General features: G+C 61.6%; 19 protein-coding genes. 4 read left to right on the forward strand and 15 right to left on the reverse strand.

Going from position 1 to position 14,658, the window contains the following annotated elements:
• The first annotated feature begins 173 nt into the window (after nt 1–173).
• The 4 genes from IAG25_RS15635 to IAG25_RS15650 all read left to right on the forward strand — a co-directional run bounded on the left by IAG25_RS15635 (nt 174) and on the right by IAG25_RS15650 (nt 1,284).
• On the forward strand, nt 174–368 hold the full coding sequence (locus IAG25_RS15635; RefSeq protein ID WP_187605683.1) for a hypothetical protein: 195 nt from the start codon (nt 174–176) through the stop codon (nt 366–368).
• Nucleotides 368–613, forward strand: a complete 246-nt coding sequence (locus IAG25_RS15640) for a hypothetical protein (protein WP_187605684.1) — start codon at nt 368–370, stop codon at nt 611–613. The genes IAG25_RS15635 and IAG25_RS15640 overlap by 1 nt, the downstream gene beginning before the upstream one ends.
• Nucleotides 610–861, forward strand: coding sequence for a hypothetical protein (locus IAG25_RS15645; protein ID WP_187605687.1), 252 nt, complete (start codon nt 610–612; stop codon nt 859–861). The genes IAG25_RS15640 and IAG25_RS15645 overlap by 4 nt, the downstream gene beginning before the upstream one ends.
• An 84-nt stretch (nt 862–945) precedes the next feature.
• Complete coding sequence (locus tag IAG25_RS15650; protein ID WP_187605689.1) at nt 946–1,284, forward strand: DUF3846 domain-containing protein; 339 nt, start codon at nt 946–948, stop codon at nt 1,282–1,284.
• Between the two features lie 57 nt (nt 1,285–1,341).
• Here the strand turns inward: IAG25_RS15650 and IAG25_RS15655 are convergent, their stop codons facing one another.
• The 15 genes from IAG25_RS15655 to IAG25_RS15725 all read right to left on the reverse strand — a co-directional run bounded on the left by IAG25_RS15655 (nt 1,342) and on the right by IAG25_RS15725 (nt 14,657).
• Nucleotides 1,342–1,536 (reverse strand): hypothetical protein, encoded by a 195-nt coding sequence (locus IAG25_RS15655; RefSeq protein WP_187605691.1) that lies wholly within the window; start codon nt 1,534–1,536, stop codon nt 1,342–1,344.
• On the reverse strand, nt 1,533–1,817 hold the full coding sequence (locus tag IAG25_RS15660; RefSeq protein ID WP_187605693.1) for a hypothetical protein: 285 nt from the start codon (nt 1,815–1,817) through the stop codon (nt 1,533–1,535). Before IAG25_RS15660 ends, IAG25_RS15655 begins: the two co-directional genes overlap by 4 nt.
• Nucleotides 1,814–2,803: an XkdW family protein gene (locus IAG25_RS42045; protein WP_187605694.1), complete on the reverse strand. Its 990-nt coding sequence runs from the start codon at nt 2,801–2,803 to the stop codon at nt 1,814–1,816. The genes IAG25_RS15660 and IAG25_RS42045 overlap by 4 nt, the downstream gene beginning before the upstream one ends.
• On the reverse strand, nt 2,800–3,909 hold the full coding sequence (locus tag IAG25_RS15670; RefSeq protein ID WP_187605695.1) for a hypothetical protein: 1,110 nt from the start codon (nt 3,907–3,909) through the stop codon (nt 2,800–2,802). Before IAG25_RS15670 ends, IAG25_RS42045 begins: the two co-directional genes overlap by 4 nt.
• Complete coding sequence (locus tag IAG25_RS15675) at nt 3,906–7,259, reverse strand: host specificity protein J (protein WP_187605696.1); 3,354 nt, start codon at nt 7,257–7,259, stop codon at nt 3,906–3,908. Before IAG25_RS15675 ends, IAG25_RS15670 begins: the two co-directional genes overlap by 4 nt.
• Complete coding sequence (locus tag IAG25_RS15680; protein ID WP_187605697.1) at nt 7,259–7,840, reverse strand: tail assembly protein; 582 nt, start codon at nt 7,838–7,840, stop codon at nt 7,259–7,261. Before IAG25_RS15680 ends, IAG25_RS15675 begins: the two co-directional genes overlap by 1 nt.
• Nucleotides 7,815–8,606, reverse strand: a complete 792-nt coding sequence (locus IAG25_RS15685; protein ID WP_187605698.1) for a C40 family peptidase — start codon at nt 8,604–8,606, stop codon at nt 7,815–7,817. The genes IAG25_RS15680 and IAG25_RS15685 overlap by 26 nt, the downstream gene beginning before the upstream one ends.
• A gap of 6 nt (nt 8,607–8,612) precedes the next feature.
• Complete coding sequence (locus IAG25_RS15690) at nt 8,613–9,302, reverse strand: phage minor tail protein L (protein WP_187605699.1); 690 nt, start codon at nt 9,300–9,302, stop codon at nt 8,613–8,615.
• Entirely contained in the window at nt 9,299–9,751 is a 453-nt protein-coding gene (locus IAG25_RS15695) for a phage tail protein (protein ID WP_187605700.1), read from the reverse strand. Before IAG25_RS15695 ends, IAG25_RS15690 begins: the two co-directional genes overlap by 4 nt.
• Nucleotides 9,752–9,760: 9 nt before the next feature.
• Nucleotides 9,761–11,617, reverse strand: coding sequence for a hypothetical protein (locus tag IAG25_RS15700; protein ID WP_187605701.1), 1,857 nt, complete (start codon nt 11,615–11,617; stop codon nt 9,761–9,763).
• A gap of 504 nt (nt 11,618–12,121) precedes the next feature.
• Nucleotides 12,122–12,469 carry a hypothetical protein gene (locus tag IAG25_RS15705; protein ID WP_187605702.1) on the reverse strand — a complete coding sequence of 116 codons (348 nt, stop codon included), beginning with the start codon at nt 12,467–12,469 and terminating at the stop codon, nt 12,122–12,124.
• A 3-nt stretch (nt 12,470–12,472) separates the two neighbouring features.
• A complete protein-coding gene (locus tag IAG25_RS15710) occupies nt 12,473–13,420 on the reverse strand; it encodes a phage tail tube protein (RefSeq protein ID WP_187605703.1) in 948 nt (315 codons plus the stop codon).
• On the reverse strand, nt 13,417–13,773 hold the full coding sequence (locus tag IAG25_RS15715) for a DUF3168 domain-containing protein (RefSeq protein WP_187605704.1): 357 nt from the start codon (nt 13,771–13,773) through the stop codon (nt 13,417–13,419). The genes IAG25_RS15710 and IAG25_RS15715 overlap by 4 nt, the downstream gene beginning before the upstream one ends.
• 3 nt (nt 13,774–13,776) lie before the next feature.
• Entirely contained in the window at nt 13,777–14,316 is a 540-nt protein-coding gene (locus tag IAG25_RS15720) for an HK97-gp10 family putative phage morphogenesis protein (RefSeq protein WP_222946528.1), read from the reverse strand.
• Entirely contained in the window at nt 14,277–14,657 is a 381-nt protein-coding gene (locus IAG25_RS15725; RefSeq protein ID WP_187605706.1) for a phage head closure protein, read from the reverse strand. The genes IAG25_RS15720 and IAG25_RS15725 overlap by 40 nt, the downstream gene beginning before the upstream one ends.
• Nucleotide 14,658: the final 1 nt, after the last annotated feature.

Raw genomic sequence — 14,658 nt, forward strand, 5'->3', positions numbered from 1 at the left:
GGGCCCTGAAGGCCTTGCATGACAAGCCTTCCAGGTTAGAGCGGTTCGCCAACGGGTTCTCGTACCCTATGGTATGGGGTACGAATATATTGGTGTCTCAGGGCAGCATGTCATATCAAAAAACCCTGTTTCACCCATAACCCTTAGGTAACCGAATGACTGTCGAAGAACTGATGGAAGTATTAGAAGGCCTGCCGCCGCAGGCCGAAGTGCGATTCGCACATCAACCTAGCTGGCCGCTCGAATACAAGATCGGACAAGTCGCTGAACTGCTTACCGATGATGGCTTCATGGTCTATCTCGCTGAAGGCGAGCAGGTCGGGTATCTGCCCGGACAGGTGACGGAAAGCCTCGGATGGAGCCGTTAATGTCCACGGTCGAAACCGCAGTCCCGAGTGTGTCACTGGTGGCGCGGATTGCCTGCATGCGTGCAGGCGACTGCCTGCTTGAGCCAGAGAAAAGCAAGTGGTCACGCAATGCCCTCGAAAAGGCCGTGCGCGAAGCCGCCCGCTTCGGCGAGGACACGCATTACACCGTCACGCTCTGTTACGGCATCCAGCACGATGCACAGGGCACGAACTTCCGCTTTTACAAGATTGAGAGAACGTCATGATTGGCATTGCCGCATTTCTAGTAATTGTTGTCTGCTTGGCTTGGCTGTTCAAGAACTTCCCGCGCTTCGGTCGGGCCATGAAGTACCTGTCGCTGTTCCTGCTCGGTCTTTTCGGTGGTACGGCCTTCGCTGCGATGGGCGGCTCCCATCATCCGAGCGACGTAGGCCTGTTCCTCTCTGTCGCGCTGCCCGGTATGTATGCCGCCAAGCGCTTTCTCGACAAGCGCAATGCGAAAGCTGCTCTCTAACCCGACTACCTATATAGCGTGCGGCCTGCTGTTGATCTGCATTGCAGTAACCGGTCTGGTCGCCGTCATCATTTGAGAAACACCATGAAAGCGTATCTGATTGACCCATTCATGCAGACCGTCACCGAGTTCGAGCGCGACGGCTCAGGCACACAGGACCGACTACAGGAGCTTTACAAGGCGATCGGCTGCGACCTTGTGCAGGCTGTCTATCCAGACGACACCGAGGGCGACGTGATCTACGTTGACGAGGAAGGATTGTTTAAGCCTGAGCAGGCGCTGTTCTTCTGCACCTTGTGGCCGCATCAGCCGCTAGTCGGTCGCGGCGTCTGGGTCGGGACAGCACGAGGCGGCTACGATGCCGACCCGCGCATGAGTCTTGACTACGTGCGCGAGCATATCGTGTGGCTGCTCGGCCTATAATTGAATCGCGTTGAAACACCTTCCGGCCCGCTGTCCTCGCGGGCTTTTTTTCGTCCCTCAGGCCTGCTCGCGCTGGTCATCCTCCTGCTGCTCACTGCTGCCGCTGCCGAGTTCCCGCAGTTCGATGACGCCCTCGTCATTCGACTCGAACACGTCGGTCGCGCCTGCCTCTAGCGTGGTGTCGTTGATCGTGTCGTGATCCGTCACGACGCGGATATCACTGTCGCCCTGATTCTCGATCTTGACTTTCATGGCTGCTCTCTCTCCAAGGGTTGATGCTGCCGGGGTACTTCGGGCTTAGGCTCGAACGGCCCTTGACCAAAGATGCGTTCGCGCAGGCTCGGCGTGTCGCGTGTCGCTGGCGTTAGGGTCCAGCCGTTGTGCCCGCCGATCTGCTCTAGGGATATGTCATTGCCGCGCACATAGACGAGCGTGCAAGACGTGAGGACTGCTGCGATCGTGACGATGCCGAGCGCGGCGATACAGGCGAGCAGCACGAAGCGCGTCGCGACCTTCCATTGCCGCGCGTTCATGTCGTACCGCCGTCATCGGGTGGCGGCTCAGGCGCAGGCGGCACGTAGCTTTCGATCAGGTTTGCCACGTCCGGGTTCGCCGACAGGAAGGCGTGCAGCTTCGCAACCGGGTCCGTCATCATCGCGAGTTCATTCAGAACGGCCGCATTGCCGCCGCTGTCGATAGGCGGCTCAGGACTCGGCGTGAACGACACAGGCTCAGGTTCCGGCGTAGGCTCGACCGGCACATCGGGCAGCGGCGGAAGTTGGTCAGGCGGATGCGGCAGGTCGTCGGTGTCGGCTGGCTGACCTAGAACCGGCACAATGGGCTGCGGGCCTTGGTCCGCTATCTCTGCATCGCCCGGTGCCGATGGGACTGCTGGCGGGGCCGCAGGTGCAATGCCTTGCGCGGCATAGTGCGCCTCAAGGTTGCCATACTGCTGCATCGGTGGCGGTGGGTCCGGTAGCAAGTCCGGGACGATGACATGCTCAGCAGACGGCAGCAGGTCGTCAGGCATGCACTGGACCGCACGCGGATTCGCCGCGGCCTTTTCGACTTCGGCGAGCACGGCGTCACGACGCGCGACGTTCTGCACTTCGTCATCCTCGGGCGGCACAGGCCATGCGAAGGCATGCGGGAACCCGGCCTGCTGCGGCACGTCACGAAGGGCCTGCCGGTACGCCCGCGCCGCTGCTGCTCTCGGTTCGTCGCCCGCATCCTCTGCACGGTACACGAGCGCATCGGCCCTGAGCAGCCGCTCGGCCCGCTCCCAGCGATGATGCACGCCCGCCACGGTGTCCTGAATCTCTGCCTTGTGCTCGTCCCACCAGCCGAGTAACTGGCCCTTACTCGGTTGCGGGTCAGGCAAATTCCAGAATTGCAGGAAGGCCTCGCCGAACTGCTTGCCCTCTGTGTCGAGCCGATGCCCGGTGAGATAGTGCGTGCCGTTGATCGTGCCCGGATAGAACTTTTGCAGCAGATAGAAAAGCTCTTCGTTCGTCATCATTGGTTCCTCAGCACGACCCCGCGAATCCACTGTGCGCCGCTGACCCAATTGCCGTTCGAGTTCGTGCGCCAGCCTTCCATCACCCACGGCGCACCCATGTCGAGCGTCGTCGGCCCATTGATCGGCCCCCACTCATTGACGCCTGAATCCCATTGCGCGCGCGCACCTGCGTTCGCCTTGCCTGCGATGGCCCCGTTGATGTTGCTCAGCCAGCCGACCGCCGATGCATAGAAATTGCCATCGGACGTCATATACATTGAGCCGCCGCCGTTGCAGATGAACTCAAGATAGCCATTGTTAAAGTTGTAATGCTGACGCCACACAAAGTCTTGCGAGCGCGCACGCGCGAAGTCGAGATAGGCCCCGTAGTTGTATTCGTTCAGCTTGATGAAGCCTGCGCCGAGCGTGCCTTGATAGCCGTTCGTGTCGGGCGCGGCGACGCTGTTGCTGATGTTGAGCGGGCCTTGTCCGTAGTTCGGCAGACTCCAATAGCCTTCGTCGGACATCTGAAAACGCCATGCGGTGCCTGCGCTATTGACGAAGCCGAAGCCGCCGTTATAGCCGATGCCGCCATCGCCGCGCACGCGGATAGTGCCCTTCGAATGTTGGTATCGGACTTCGCCCTGCGCGCCGGTCGTGAAGCCCTGCGCGACCTGAAGCGTGCCCGCATCGGTGAGCCACATCGGCACGGCATTGTTCGCGCCATTGACCCATTCGAAGCCGTACATCGAATTGTTGCTGCGAATGTGCGGGCTATAGCTGCCTGCCTTCATCATGAGCGGTTGCGAGATGACGCCGGTCGCGGCGAGGGTCAGCGACCCGGTCATCGTGTCACCTGTGCGCAACACGCAGTTCGCGACGCTCGCCTTGACCTCGCTCAGGAAGTTGTCGATCGGCCCGAGGTCGATCCAAGCATCGTTGGCGTTCGTGCGTCGCTTCAACCGGTTCGCGGTCGTGTCGCCCCACATCATGCCGGGATAGGTCGGCAATGGTGCGGTCGGGCCTGCGTTGTCACCGACGAGCGCGAGCACGATCGCGTTCAGTTGCGTGCGCATGTCCAGCCCTGACGGATGGGCCGGGACTTGATAGCTGGTTACTTGCGTCATAGCAGTTCTCCGAGTTCGTTCGAGCGTTGCATCACAGGGCCGATTGCCGCGCGCTGCGCGATCAGCACATCGAGGTCGCCGCGCTCAAGGTCAGCAGCGCCGATGCCGAGCAGGTCGGTATGCTCGTAGCCGTAGCCGCGTGCGATCCAGTCGCATGTCTTGGCGATGCCGGTGCCGCTTGAGTTCTGGAACTGGATCGTGAACTGGATCGCGGTCTGTCCGGTGATGGCCCACTTGTCACCGCTCGCGAGGCCCTGCGCGATGATGCTGATTGCGGGCGCATCCTTGAACGGGACCGTGAACTTGATCGTCGTGCCTGCGGCAGCGACGGGCACGTTATTGCGCGACTCGATGCGGTCGGGAACATCGACCTTGACGCCCAAATCAATGATGCCGATGCCGGTCGTGTTGTCGGGCACGACCTCCTGCAACATGAAGCGCACCGCGCGGAATGTGAGGTCGGCCACGACGAGCCGCTTGTATGCGCTCCAGTCAGTCGCGACGGCCTTGCTCGGATCGACGTTGGTCATCGAGACCATGACGACCGCGCCGCCTTCGTCGATCTTCGAGCCGTCCACGTCAGGCCGTGCATCGAAGTCGGGCCACTTGTCCACGTCATCGAGCAGGCTATACATCGCGCCGTCCATATAGGCCGAGCAGCGAATCGTGTACACCTTGCCGAGGTCGATATATGTAGGACTGAAGGTGTAGGTCGGCCTCGTCGTGACAGCGGTGCCGTCCGCGTTCTGTGCGATATACAGCACGCCTGTGCGGACCACCATGCCGTTCTTCGTGCCGGCGAAGGTCGGGTCCTGCGCAACGTCATAAATCAGGTTGTAGTCCCGCAGCGGGCCGGTCGTGCTGATGATATAGGCCGCGTTCGTGCTGAAGGCTCCCGACGAGTTGACGAACTTGCCGAGGTACGTGCCTTTCATCAGCGGCACGAAGCCATTGCTTTGCGAGCCTGCGAACTGCGCGATCGGGTTCGTCTCTTCCCATGTGACTGAAGTCGTCATGCGACCCGAGTACCGGATATGCACCTGCCCGCCGACTATCACATCGAGGTCGGTTGCGGGCAACCACGCAAGCTGCGCACTGTCGTTATAGATATCAAGCTGGAAGCCTTGCATGTCCTGCGGCGGCTGATTCAAGGCTCGCAGTTGCACCTGAAGCGTCGCGGCGGGTGAGCGCACGCCGATCGAGTTGATCGCGATGACGGTAAAGGTCCAGAGGCCTTCCTCGGTCGGCTGGATATCAACCGAGGGCATGCCGGTGTCGATCGTCACTGCGGCGTCGCCCTGCTTCTGATAGATGACCGTGAAGCGCACCGCGCCGAGCGGCGGCAGCCATGAGAACGTCGCCCTGGCCCCGACGACGACCGGGCTGATGGCGTACTTGCTTTCGGTTACCTTCAGTTCGGTGCATGGCCCGACATTGAACGGGTCGATGACGGAAGTCGGCAAGGGCTGAAGCTGCAAACCCTGCTCGATCGCGGCGAACTTGTCGGGCCGGTACGCGACGCCCGAGACCTCGATATTGTGGTCGCTGTCCTCGGTCACGCCGACGCAGCGCCACTGCTCATTGACGAGGTTCGCGGCACTGATCGACCACACGGTTCCGAGCGTCGGCGGCATCGAGAATGCAGCGGTCACGTCAAGCTCGCTCATGTTCGTGCCGATCGAGTTGAGCGCGCGTGTCTCGAACTGACCGTTCGGCAGGAACAGCGAAAGCGTCGTGCCGACATTGCTCGTCAGCGTGACCGGTGCATCGAGCACGACATGCGTGCTTGTGCTGCCGCGCAGCGTGCGACCGCCCATGCGCAGGCCTGCACGAGTCGGGTCGGTCGTCGCGAAGATATCACCGGGGCGGCTATAGGAACCGTTCAGGCCGGTTTTCAGGCTGACCGTCTCGCCGAGTAGCTGCTCAGTGAGCAAGGCCCATCGACCGATGCGGTGCGCCTGTCCGCGCGACGTGCAGCCGAAGGCCTGTATCTCTAGGCTGCGCACGCCCCACTGCGCGATCGCGTCCGCATCCTCAACATACTCGATCGCCTGCTGATACTTGTTCGCCGGATCATTCCACGTTATGAGCGCGGTCGTGTGCCGCTGGTTCAGCGGCGTGCCGACATAGGTAAACCCGCCGTCGATGACATTCGCCGGGGAATAGACCACGCTGATATCAGCGGGCATATCAGCGGCGAATGACAGGGTGTTACCCGACCAGAACAGCACACCGTTAAAGATGCTGGCGAACTGCTGAAGCAGCACGATCGCTTCGGCCCGTTGCTGGATATACACGTTGCAGGTATAGCGCGGCTCCATGCCGCCGAAGCCATCGGGCACGAGCGCATCGCAGTATTGGCCGATGACGTACAGCGTCCATTTGTCGATCAAGTTCGGGCTGATATAGCCGCCGAGGCCGAAGCGTGCAGTCGTCGCAAGGTCATACATGATCCACGCGGGGTTATCGCTCCATGCGATCTTGAATGTGCCGTCCCATGTGCCGGTGTAAGCCCGCGTCGTCGGATCGTAGTTGCTCGGCACCTGAACGCGGCGCATCTTGCAATCGAACGACAGCTTTGGAATCTGCTTGAATGTCGATGCGTCGATCTGCACGCCGCACAGCGCGGAGTACGGATAGGTCAGCTGCGAGTCGACGATTTCGGTGTAGGTCTCCCACTGGAATTTGTCCTGCACGTTCGACGAGGTTTGGTCGGGCGTGAGCCGCACCACGCGCACGTCAAACGTGCCGCCTGCCTGATTGAAGCGGTTCGCCAGTTCGATGCGGTAGGACCGCTGATAGCGGCTCGTCGTCTTGCCGCTGATGGTGTCGGTATAGATCCGATTGAAGCCGCCGCCGTTGCGTTGCAGTTCGAGCGCAAGCTGCACTGTCGCGCCGTTGAGGTCGCCAGTCGTCGGGTCGCTGCTGGTCATCTGCGGGAAGCCGATCGTCACCCGGAACGAAGTGATATTCGGATTGGTCACCGAGCGCACGACCGGCGCGGCAGCGGTCACGATGACGCCGACCGTCGATTCGGCCTCGGTCGCACTGAAGCCTGATATCGGAGCCTGCGAGGCCGTGCCGCTGCGGTACTCGATGCCTGCGCCGCTAAAGTTCCATGTCCCGTCCGCGTTGACGAGCGGCGTGTCATCGACGAACACCTTCGTCGGGTCGCCGAGTTCCTCGAACTCGCCTTCGCCAATCAGGTTGATGACGCGGGCGTACTGGATCGAGCGCAGCGAATCGGGAGCCTCAACCGGAGCACGCGAGCCGCCTGAGCCGCCGCCCTTGCCGCCACCGCCGCCAGCGCCCGCGATCGGCGGCAGCGTCAGTTCCGTGATATGGGCCATCACACGACGATCTCGTTATTGGTCGAAAATCCGACGCTGATAATCTGCGAGCCGACGATCATGCGGCCATAGCCGAGCGGCACAGGGCCGCCTTGGCCCATCGTGTTGACTGCACCATCGAAGGCCAGCGAAGGCTGGTTGTCTGCTTTCTCCGGGGTCGCTGTGCCTTTCTGGCGCGGTGCGAGTAGCTGAGCGATACCGCCCATCGCGAGGGCCGCACCCATCGAGACAAGGGCCATCGACAGCCCGCCTGTGTAGGGTGACGCAACCAGCCCGATAACAGCGAGCGCGGCGCCCGCGATGATCTTGGCGGCGGCTCCTGACCCCTGCACGAGCGGCACGATCTTGAGCACGCCCTCGGACTGCGGGTAATGCATATCCGACTCGTCATAGTCCGCATGGTCATCGCCGAACATGCCGCGAACGAGGAACTGCTGCGCACCGTGGTCGATGAAATATTTCCGCAGGCCGGGAAGCTGCACACACAGGGCATGCACCGCCTCAGCAGGGGAATGCACGGCCAGCCGGAACTCAGCCCCGTAGCGGGGCCGCAAATCACCGTACAGGCGTACTGTCAGCATGGTCGGTCTCCGATGCAGGCATCAGGTCGCGGTGCCGCAGCACGGCAGTCGTGCGGCGCTGGTAAAACTCCTGATAGGCCTCGCGGCGCGACGCCGTGCCGATGAGGTGATGGAGGATGACGCCGCCGCCGAGGTAGATCGCCATGTGGTTCTCACGGCGGGCGCGAATGTTCATCAGGATCAGGTCGAATGGCCGCAGCAGCTTGAGGTCGTCACTTGTTGGCGAATGCACGATGACCGGGACGAAGCCCTCGGCGGCGAAGTTTTCGCGATAGAGGTTCGAGCCGTCCTCGTCATTCCACCAGCCGTAGCGGCGGGCGTAGTCATTCAGGGCGATGCCCTGCTCGGCATAGGCGTCGCGCACGAGGGCATAGCAGTCATGCACGCCATGCACGAAGGGACGACCGAGCAGCGGAGCCTTGAACCCTGAGGGCTGCGTGATCGTATGCGAGCCGATCGGTACATTGACGATCAGCCACGGCAGGCCGGTGCGCTCGATGCCAGCGAGGTCAGCGAGGGATGGCACAGGTGGTTCATAGACATGCGAATGCGCGATCGCCACCACGCGCCCGGTATCCTCGGCGCGGACATAGTCTTTCGGGTCGATGATGAAGTGCTCGGTCTCCTGCCTGATGTTATTGCAGGCGACGTAATGCACGTTGTTCGTCCTGGGCAACACGACGACCACGCCGCAGCACTCGCGTGGCATTTCCGACTGTGCATGAATGATGACGTGCGGAATGACATACAGCAGCGGATCGTTCATGCTCGCTCACCTGTACTGACCAGCGCCGGGAAAGCCGCCGAAAGTCATCCAGCCGGCACCGAACCGCAGCTTGCAGGATTTCAGGCGCTTGCCGCACTTATCCTGCGTCGGGTCGGCTGTCGAGTTGTCGTTGATATCGGCGACCGGCGGGCCTGCATAGCCGCATCCGTCACCGCGATAGGCCCACGGGCAGGAGTTGCAGATAACCTGCCGACCGGGCAGCAGCTTGCCTTCGGTATCGAACGCGGTCGCGAGTTCGAACTCGATCGTGTCGAGCGATTCGCGCAGCTTCTGATTGACGTAGAACACGTCATCGGGGAAGCCATCATTGGGGTTCGCGAACGGGTTGCCGTTCGGGAAGTTGACCTCATCGAGGTAGCGCATCAGTGTGCGCTTGCGGATGACCGGACAGCCTACGAGGTCCGAGTACAGGCGGCACAGTGCCGAGATAATGCCGGTCACATTCGACGCTGCGAAGTGCGGGCGCGGCAGCGTGCCTTGACCTTTCCACTCGAAGCCCGAGACCTGCACCGGATAGCGCTGATAGGTCACTCCCTGCCACACGACATCGCTTTCGAGCTTGTTCGTGCCCGCATGGAAGTGCAGCGCGGGTTCGTTATAGCGTACGAGGTCGAGCGTGAAGAGTTCGATTTCGGCGCTCGGCGAGAGGCCTTGAATGTCGCCCTTGACGCTCATAGAAACACCTGCTCGAACTTGAACGACAGGTTATAGAGCAGGTCGCCGTTCTGAAGCATGTCGCCATACGTGAGATTCCACGATGGACAGATAACGTCCTGCGTGACCGTCTGCCGTGGCGGCGTCCAGTTGAAAACATCGACACCGTTGCGGGCCGACAGGAACTGCACAACCTCACCTGCAATTTTCTCGGTAGCGTTGCGGATCGTGATAGACCACATGCAGGCCAGCGTATTGATGCCTGCGGGTCGGCGCTGTGCATAGCCGTCGCCGAACTGCGCCTTGATGATGCGCGGCTCAAGGTCATAGCTCGCGGTCGTGACGCACCAATCGAATATGAGGCCCGAGGCCTGCGGCACGAGTATCGGCTCGGTGTCGGCGAACAGGCGAGCACCGTCAATGATCGAAGTCGGCAGCAGCGCTGCCAGCTTCGTTGCGAACGCAGTCATGATCGGCTCCTAGCGTGCCGCCGCAGGTGCGAGGATGCCGCCCGAGCGCTTCTCACTGACGAGCACCTGTCGGCATACAGCGGCGATGCGGTTGCCGAGTTCGGCGGCCTGCTCGTTGGTCGCCTTGGTGTCCTGTGTCGCGCTATCGTCCTTATGCATATGGACGTTGACGGTCACGCTCGGCATGCCCGACGCGCCTGCGTCGGTGGCGATCTTGCCGGGGACGTTGGGAATGAAGTACTCACGGCGTCCGGGTAACTCGTTGACCTCATAGAGTTGGCCCGGAAAGACAGGCCCGCCGCTCATGCGGGGCGTCGCGCTCATGAGGTTGCCAGTGCCGCCCCATGTCCAGCCGCCGCCAGTGACGCCGCCGCTAATCATGCCGAACAGCGGCTTCATGACGTTCTGATAGACCAGCATCTTGGCGAGGTCTTTCAGGATGGAGCTAATCATCTGGCCGAACGACACCGATACATCCTTGGTCGCGAATACGAAGTCAACCATCGCATCGGACGACTGCTTGCCGAAGCCCTCGATGGCCTGCTGCAATGACTTGAGCGAGGCCTCCATCGGGTCGATCTTGTTCTGTGCTTTCTTCAGGTCATCGGCGGCTTTCGTCACTGCCTTCGAATAGTTATCCGGCAGGATCGCGCCATCGGCCAGGGCCTCGTTCAACTGGTCGATGGTTTCCTTATAGGCGATCGTCGGATCGACCGCGCGGGACTGTGCATCGGCGAACGCCCATATCGCGTCGATATGATCCTGCTCGGCTTTCATCTTCGCGGCAGCATCCTGAAACTGCCGCGCGTCCTCGTTGTTCGCGTTCTCCTGAGCCTGCGTGCGGGCGTCGATCGCACGCTTCAAATCCTCATTGGCCTGCACCTGTGCCCGCAGGTTGTCCTGCTGCCACTTCGCCATCGCCTGATACTTCGGATCGGTCGTTAGCTCCTTCATAGGGTCGCCTTCGGCGGCGAGTTTGCGATACTGATCCTGAAGGCTTTCGAGCATCTTCGCGTACTCGTCCACTTCCTTTTTTGCTTTCTTCGCGGCGGCGGCATTCGCGTCAAGGTTCTGCGTGAACTGCAACACCGGACGACCGTCGATCTTTTTTCCGGCCTCGGCCTCGGCGGCGATCGCCTTCTGTGACTGACTCGCGGATGCCGTGACGCGCAGCTGCGCATCGTGAACCTTGGAGAGGTCATCGCGTGCCTGATTCCATGCATTCGAGACAAGGCTCGCGGCGTTCTTCATGCCCTCAAGGCTGGCCGGCTGGTTCAGGGCCTGCCCGAGTGCAGTCGTGACGCGGGAGAATGCAGAGATAGTTCCGGTCAGGCCGATGATGACCGACATGGCCTGTTTGCATGACCATGTGATGCTGGTTAGCACCTGATTCCAGACCGTGCCTTCGGTCGCGGCCTCGGCGAGGACGCGTGCGACTTCAGTAATGGCAGGCTGAAGCTCGGTCGCCATCACTGCCGCCGCGCCTTTGGTCAGGTTGCCGATGCGCGTCAGGTCGTCGTTCAGGTCGCTCATGGCCTGCGCGGTCGAGCCGCTGACGATCAGCCCGAGCTTTTCAGCTTCGGCGCGTGCCTTCGCGATACCTTCCGCGCCACCATCGAGCAACGGGATTAACACCTGTGCCTGCTTGCCGAACACCTGATTGGCGACCGCCGCTTTCTGTGCGCCGTCCGCATATTTCGTGAACTGCGTCGCGATCGCTTCGAAAGCCTTGCCGGGGTCCATCGCCTGAAGCTCTTTCACGTTCAGGCCGAGCGCCTTGAATGCGGCAGCGGAGTCTGATAGCGGGTCGCGTGCTTCGAGCAGTGACTTGTTCAGACCTTTAAGGCCTGCGGTCAGGTCATCCATCGAAACGCCCGCGAAGCTGCCTGCGTACGACAAGGCCGACAGTTCCTGCGTCGTCGTGCCGAGGCGCTGCGACAGCTTGCCGAGGGCATCGGCTTGGTCGATCGCGGACTTGATCTTGTCGGCGAAGCCCTTGGCAAACGCCATCGCCCATTGAGCGCCCGCCATTGCTGCGCTCGCGGCGGATGACTTCGCGATGCTGTCGAGTGACGACTGGATGATGCTTTGCGACTTCGCCATGTCCGCGCGCAGGCGCGACACATCAGCGGCGAGTTCGAATATCAAGGAACCTGCCGAGGCCATCGTGTCACCTCCATGCCGCTATCTCGTCCTCGACGCTCAGTTCGAGGGGCTTCTCAGGCTCAGGTGCGGGCGGTGGCTTCGCTGCTTCATTGAGCAGGTAAGCCCAGCACATGAGTTCGTGCGCGTCCATCGTTGCTCTGACCGCGCCCGCCGTCATATGCAGGTGCGCTGCGACTGCAAAGACGAGGCGCGTCGCGGGAGCGGTCAGGCTTTTTCCACCTCGTCACCTGACAGGCCATTGACACGCGCAGCGGCGTGCAGCAGCTTCGCGCGATCGCCGAAGCAGCGCGCGGGAAAGGCCGACAGGCTCTCGACCGTGAAGCGCTCACCGTTTGGGCCGACCGCAGCAGCGACGAGCAGCATGCGCAGCATGAGGTCGCTATCGTTCTTTGCATCGACGGCGATGCGCTCGAATGCATCCGCACCTACATCGTTAACAGTGACCTTGCCGAAGGCCCGCGTCTCGACGATCTCCTGCCGCTTCGTGAGGTCGAAGCTCGGCGGCTGGCTCTTACCCTTCGGCGCGGGCGGCGGCAGCTTCATGTCGTTCATGGCCTAGCCTCCGCTCGGGTTATTAACCGACACCGGATTGCCCTCGGCGGCAGGTTGCGCCTTGGTGCCGACCGTCGCAACCACGCTCGACGTATAGGTGCCCGCCGTGTCATAGACATGGATTGTCGTCTTGGTCGCGATCAGGGTTTCGACCGCTGAGCCGTCGCCCCATGTGATCGCGAACTTCGCCGCCGCGCCGTTCTGCTCGGTGAGGTTCATCGTGACGTGCAGCGGTGAGTCGCCGCTTGCGGGTGTCACGCCGACCGACAGGCCATAAGCTGCGGTGGGTTCTGCCTTGGGTTGCGTCAGAACCGGCGTGCCTGTGATCTTGAGCGTCGCCGCACCATGCACGGCCTGATCGACGCCGCCTGTCTCGTTGATCGACTGCACGATGACGGGCAAGGTCCGAACCGCGCCGTTGCGATAGATGATTTCGAACATGCGTTCCTCGCCATCGTCATAGGCATCGAGCAAGGCGAGATAGTCGGGATCGGTCGGGTCGATGAAAAAATCGAAGGTCAGCGTCCCCGGATCGCGGAAGCCGACGAGCGAGGTTTTTTCGTCATCGCACAGGGTCGTCGTGTCGATCGAGGTCGCCGGGTTCTGATTGATTGAGTACGACTGCGCGCACACATCGGCGAAGGCATTGACGGTGTACATCGCGAGCGTGCTGAAGTCGGTGGTCTCTTTCGACGTGTCGCTGTTATAAAGCGCGCCGGTCTTGGCATCGGGGTCCAAGTCTTGCAGCACCCATTCCTGATTGTCGATCGAAGCCCAGCCTGTACCGGTGAGATAGAGCGGCGCACCGTTCTTCAGCTTCGATGCATCATCGAACGTCAGGTAGCACGGCTGCGACTTGCTTGCGCTCGACACCTTGCCCGTTGCCACCGGCGCGGCGTTCGGGTTCTCCAAATACATCTTGGTGTTTTGCGCGCTGATGGCTTTTTTCATGCTGTCTCTCCAGTTGACTCCCACGTATTGACCTGCACCATGCGGCGATTAAGCCGCGTCTCTACCTCGTACAGCGATTGCATGTTCTCGATGGTTGGCTGCGGGTCGTAGGCCCGCAAGGCACGCAGAACAGCGGCCATGTTTGCCTTGGCTTCCTTGCGTGTGCTCGCATAGCTATCGACCTGCCAGATGACGTGATCGAGGTTCGCGTAACCGCACATCGAGTTCTGCGGCAGGCTCGTGATGTCCTGATAGATCAGATACGGCTCAGGCGTGCCGGTCTTTGCGATCGGCGTGAATACCTTGCCCGGCATGACGCTATCGAGCAGGTCGAATAGCTGTTCCTCGGTCATCGCTCACACTCCCGGCATGAAGCGCACGCCATTGCGCTTGCACCATGCGGCCATGCGCTTTTGCAGGGCGCGGTTCATCGTCGTGCCAGCCTCGTCCTGCTTCGCAATGCCTGCTGTGCGCAGCCACGAACGGGCAGGCATCTTCGAGGTGCCGAACTCAAGGAAGCGGCCATAGAACGGGTCATCGCCGAAGGGCTTATAGACGCCATTGATGCGGCGGCCCTGCTTCGCCGCTGCGCCACGCGGGCGCTTCAGAGTGACGTTCACGCGGGCCGCGAGGCCGGTACGTTTCGTCTTGCTGCGGGTGATATGGGAGAACAGCACACCGCTCGAACGCGGTGAGCCGCCGAACAGCGTCAGCACATTGAGCGCGGCCTGATCCATGATCGGCTTGGCCGCGTCGCGCAAGCTGCCGCTTAGCATCTTGCGTTGCACTTCCTCGGGCAGGGTCGCAAGGAAGCGGTCAAGCTCGGCGAGGCCTTCGACATGCGAGTCGATCTTAATCATGGCTGTCCGCCCTGAGTGACGACGCCGCTGCTGCACATCAGATGCATCTCCGACATGCCTTCGAAGCGCGGCAGCACCGCGTCGATGTTGTAAATCGTCGCGCCGGTCTTGCGTGTATGGATGACACGCCACTGCGCGGATACGTCCTCACGCCAGCGCATGCGGATGCGTGTGGTCACGCCTGCGCGGAACTCAGCCGAGAGCAGCCACTCGCGACCGCTCAGGCTTTCGATCGCGGCCCATACCGGCTTGCCTTCGTCCTGCCAATCGGTGATGACCGGCTCGCCGCTCACGTCGTCGATCTGCACGACCGGACTCTGTAGCTGCACCTGATGACGCAGCGGGCCTGCGGCGAGGCCGGTTGTCTTGTTCGCCATC

This window comes from Caballeronia sp. EK (genome assembly GCF_014384845.1).
In the GTDB taxonomy this organism is placed as follows: Bacteria; Pseudomonadota; Gammaproteobacteria; order Burkholderiales; family Burkholderiaceae; genus Caballeronia; species Caballeronia jiangsuensis.

What these genes read in the sequence shown, in the direction of transcription:
- IAG25_RS15670 (WP_187605695.1), bottom strand. Translation starts at nt 3,909, where the DNA reads ATGACGCAAGTAACCAGCTATCAAGTCCCGGCCCATCCGTCAGGGCTG.
- IAG25_RS15645 (WP_187605687.1), top strand. Translation starts at nt 610, where the DNA reads ATGATTGGCATTGCCGCATTTCTAGTAATTGTTGTCTGCTTGGCTTGG.
- IAG25_RS15725 (WP_187605706.1), bottom strand. Translation starts at nt 14,657, where the DNA reads ATGGCGAACAAGACAACCGGCCTCGCCGCAGGCCCGCTGCGTCATCAG.
- IAG25_RS15675 (WP_187605696.1), bottom strand. Translation starts at nt 7,259, where the DNA reads ATGGCCCATATCACGGAACTGACGCTGCCGCCGATCGCGGGCGCTGGC.
- IAG25_RS15680 (WP_187605697.1), bottom strand. Translation starts at nt 7,840, where the DNA reads ATGCTGACAGTACGCCTGTACGGTGATTTGCGGCCCCGCTACGGGGCT.
- IAG25_RS42045 (WP_187605694.1), bottom strand. Translation starts at nt 2,803, where the DNA reads ATGATGACGAACGAAGAGCTTTTCTATCTGCTGCAAAAGTTCTATCCG.
- IAG25_RS15685 (WP_187605698.1), bottom strand. Translation starts at nt 8,606, where the DNA reads ATGAACGATCCGCTGCTGTATGTCATTCCGCACGTCATCATTCATGCA.
- IAG25_RS15715 (WP_187605704.1), bottom strand. Translation starts at nt 13,773, where the DNA reads ATGACCGAGGAACAGCTATTCGACCTGCTCGATAGCGTCATGCCGGGC.
- IAG25_RS15635 (WP_187605683.1), top strand. Translation starts at nt 174, where the DNA reads ATGGAAGTATTAGAAGGCCTGCCGCCGCAGGCCGAAGTGCGATTCGCA.
- IAG25_RS15655 (WP_187605691.1), bottom strand. Translation starts at nt 1,536, where the DNA reads ATGAAAGTCAAGATCGAGAATCAGGGCGACAGTGATATCCGCGTCGTG.
- IAG25_RS15695 (WP_187605700.1), bottom strand. Translation starts at nt 9,751, where the DNA reads ATGACTGCGTTCGCAACGAAGCTGGCAGCGCTGCTGCCGACTTCGATC.
- IAG25_RS15650 (WP_187605689.1), top strand. Translation starts at nt 946, where the DNA reads ATGAAAGCGTATCTGATTGACCCATTCATGCAGACCGTCACCGAGTTC.
- IAG25_RS15710 (WP_187605703.1), bottom strand. Translation starts at nt 13,420, where the DNA reads ATGAAAAAAGCCATCAGCGCGCAAAACACCAAGATGTATTTGGAGAAC.
- IAG25_RS15640 (WP_187605684.1), top strand. Translation starts at nt 368, where the DNA reads ATGTCCACGGTCGAAACCGCAGTCCCGAGTGTGTCACTGGTGGCGCGG.
- IAG25_RS15700 (WP_187605701.1), bottom strand. Translation starts at nt 11,617, where the DNA reads ATGGATGACCTGACCGCAGGCCTTAAAGGTCTGAACAAGTCACTGCTC.
- IAG25_RS15660 (WP_187605693.1), bottom strand. Translation starts at nt 1,817, where the DNA reads ATGAACGCGCGGCAATGGAAGGTCGCGACGCGCTTCGTGCTGCTCGCC.
- IAG25_RS15705 (WP_187605702.1), bottom strand. Translation starts at nt 12,469, where the DNA reads ATGAACGACATGAAGCTGCCGCCGCCCGCGCCGAAGGGTAAGAGCCAG.
- IAG25_RS15690 (WP_187605699.1), bottom strand. Translation starts at nt 9,302, where the DNA reads ATGAGCGTCAAGGGCGACATTCAAGGCCTCTCGCCGAGCGCCGAAATC.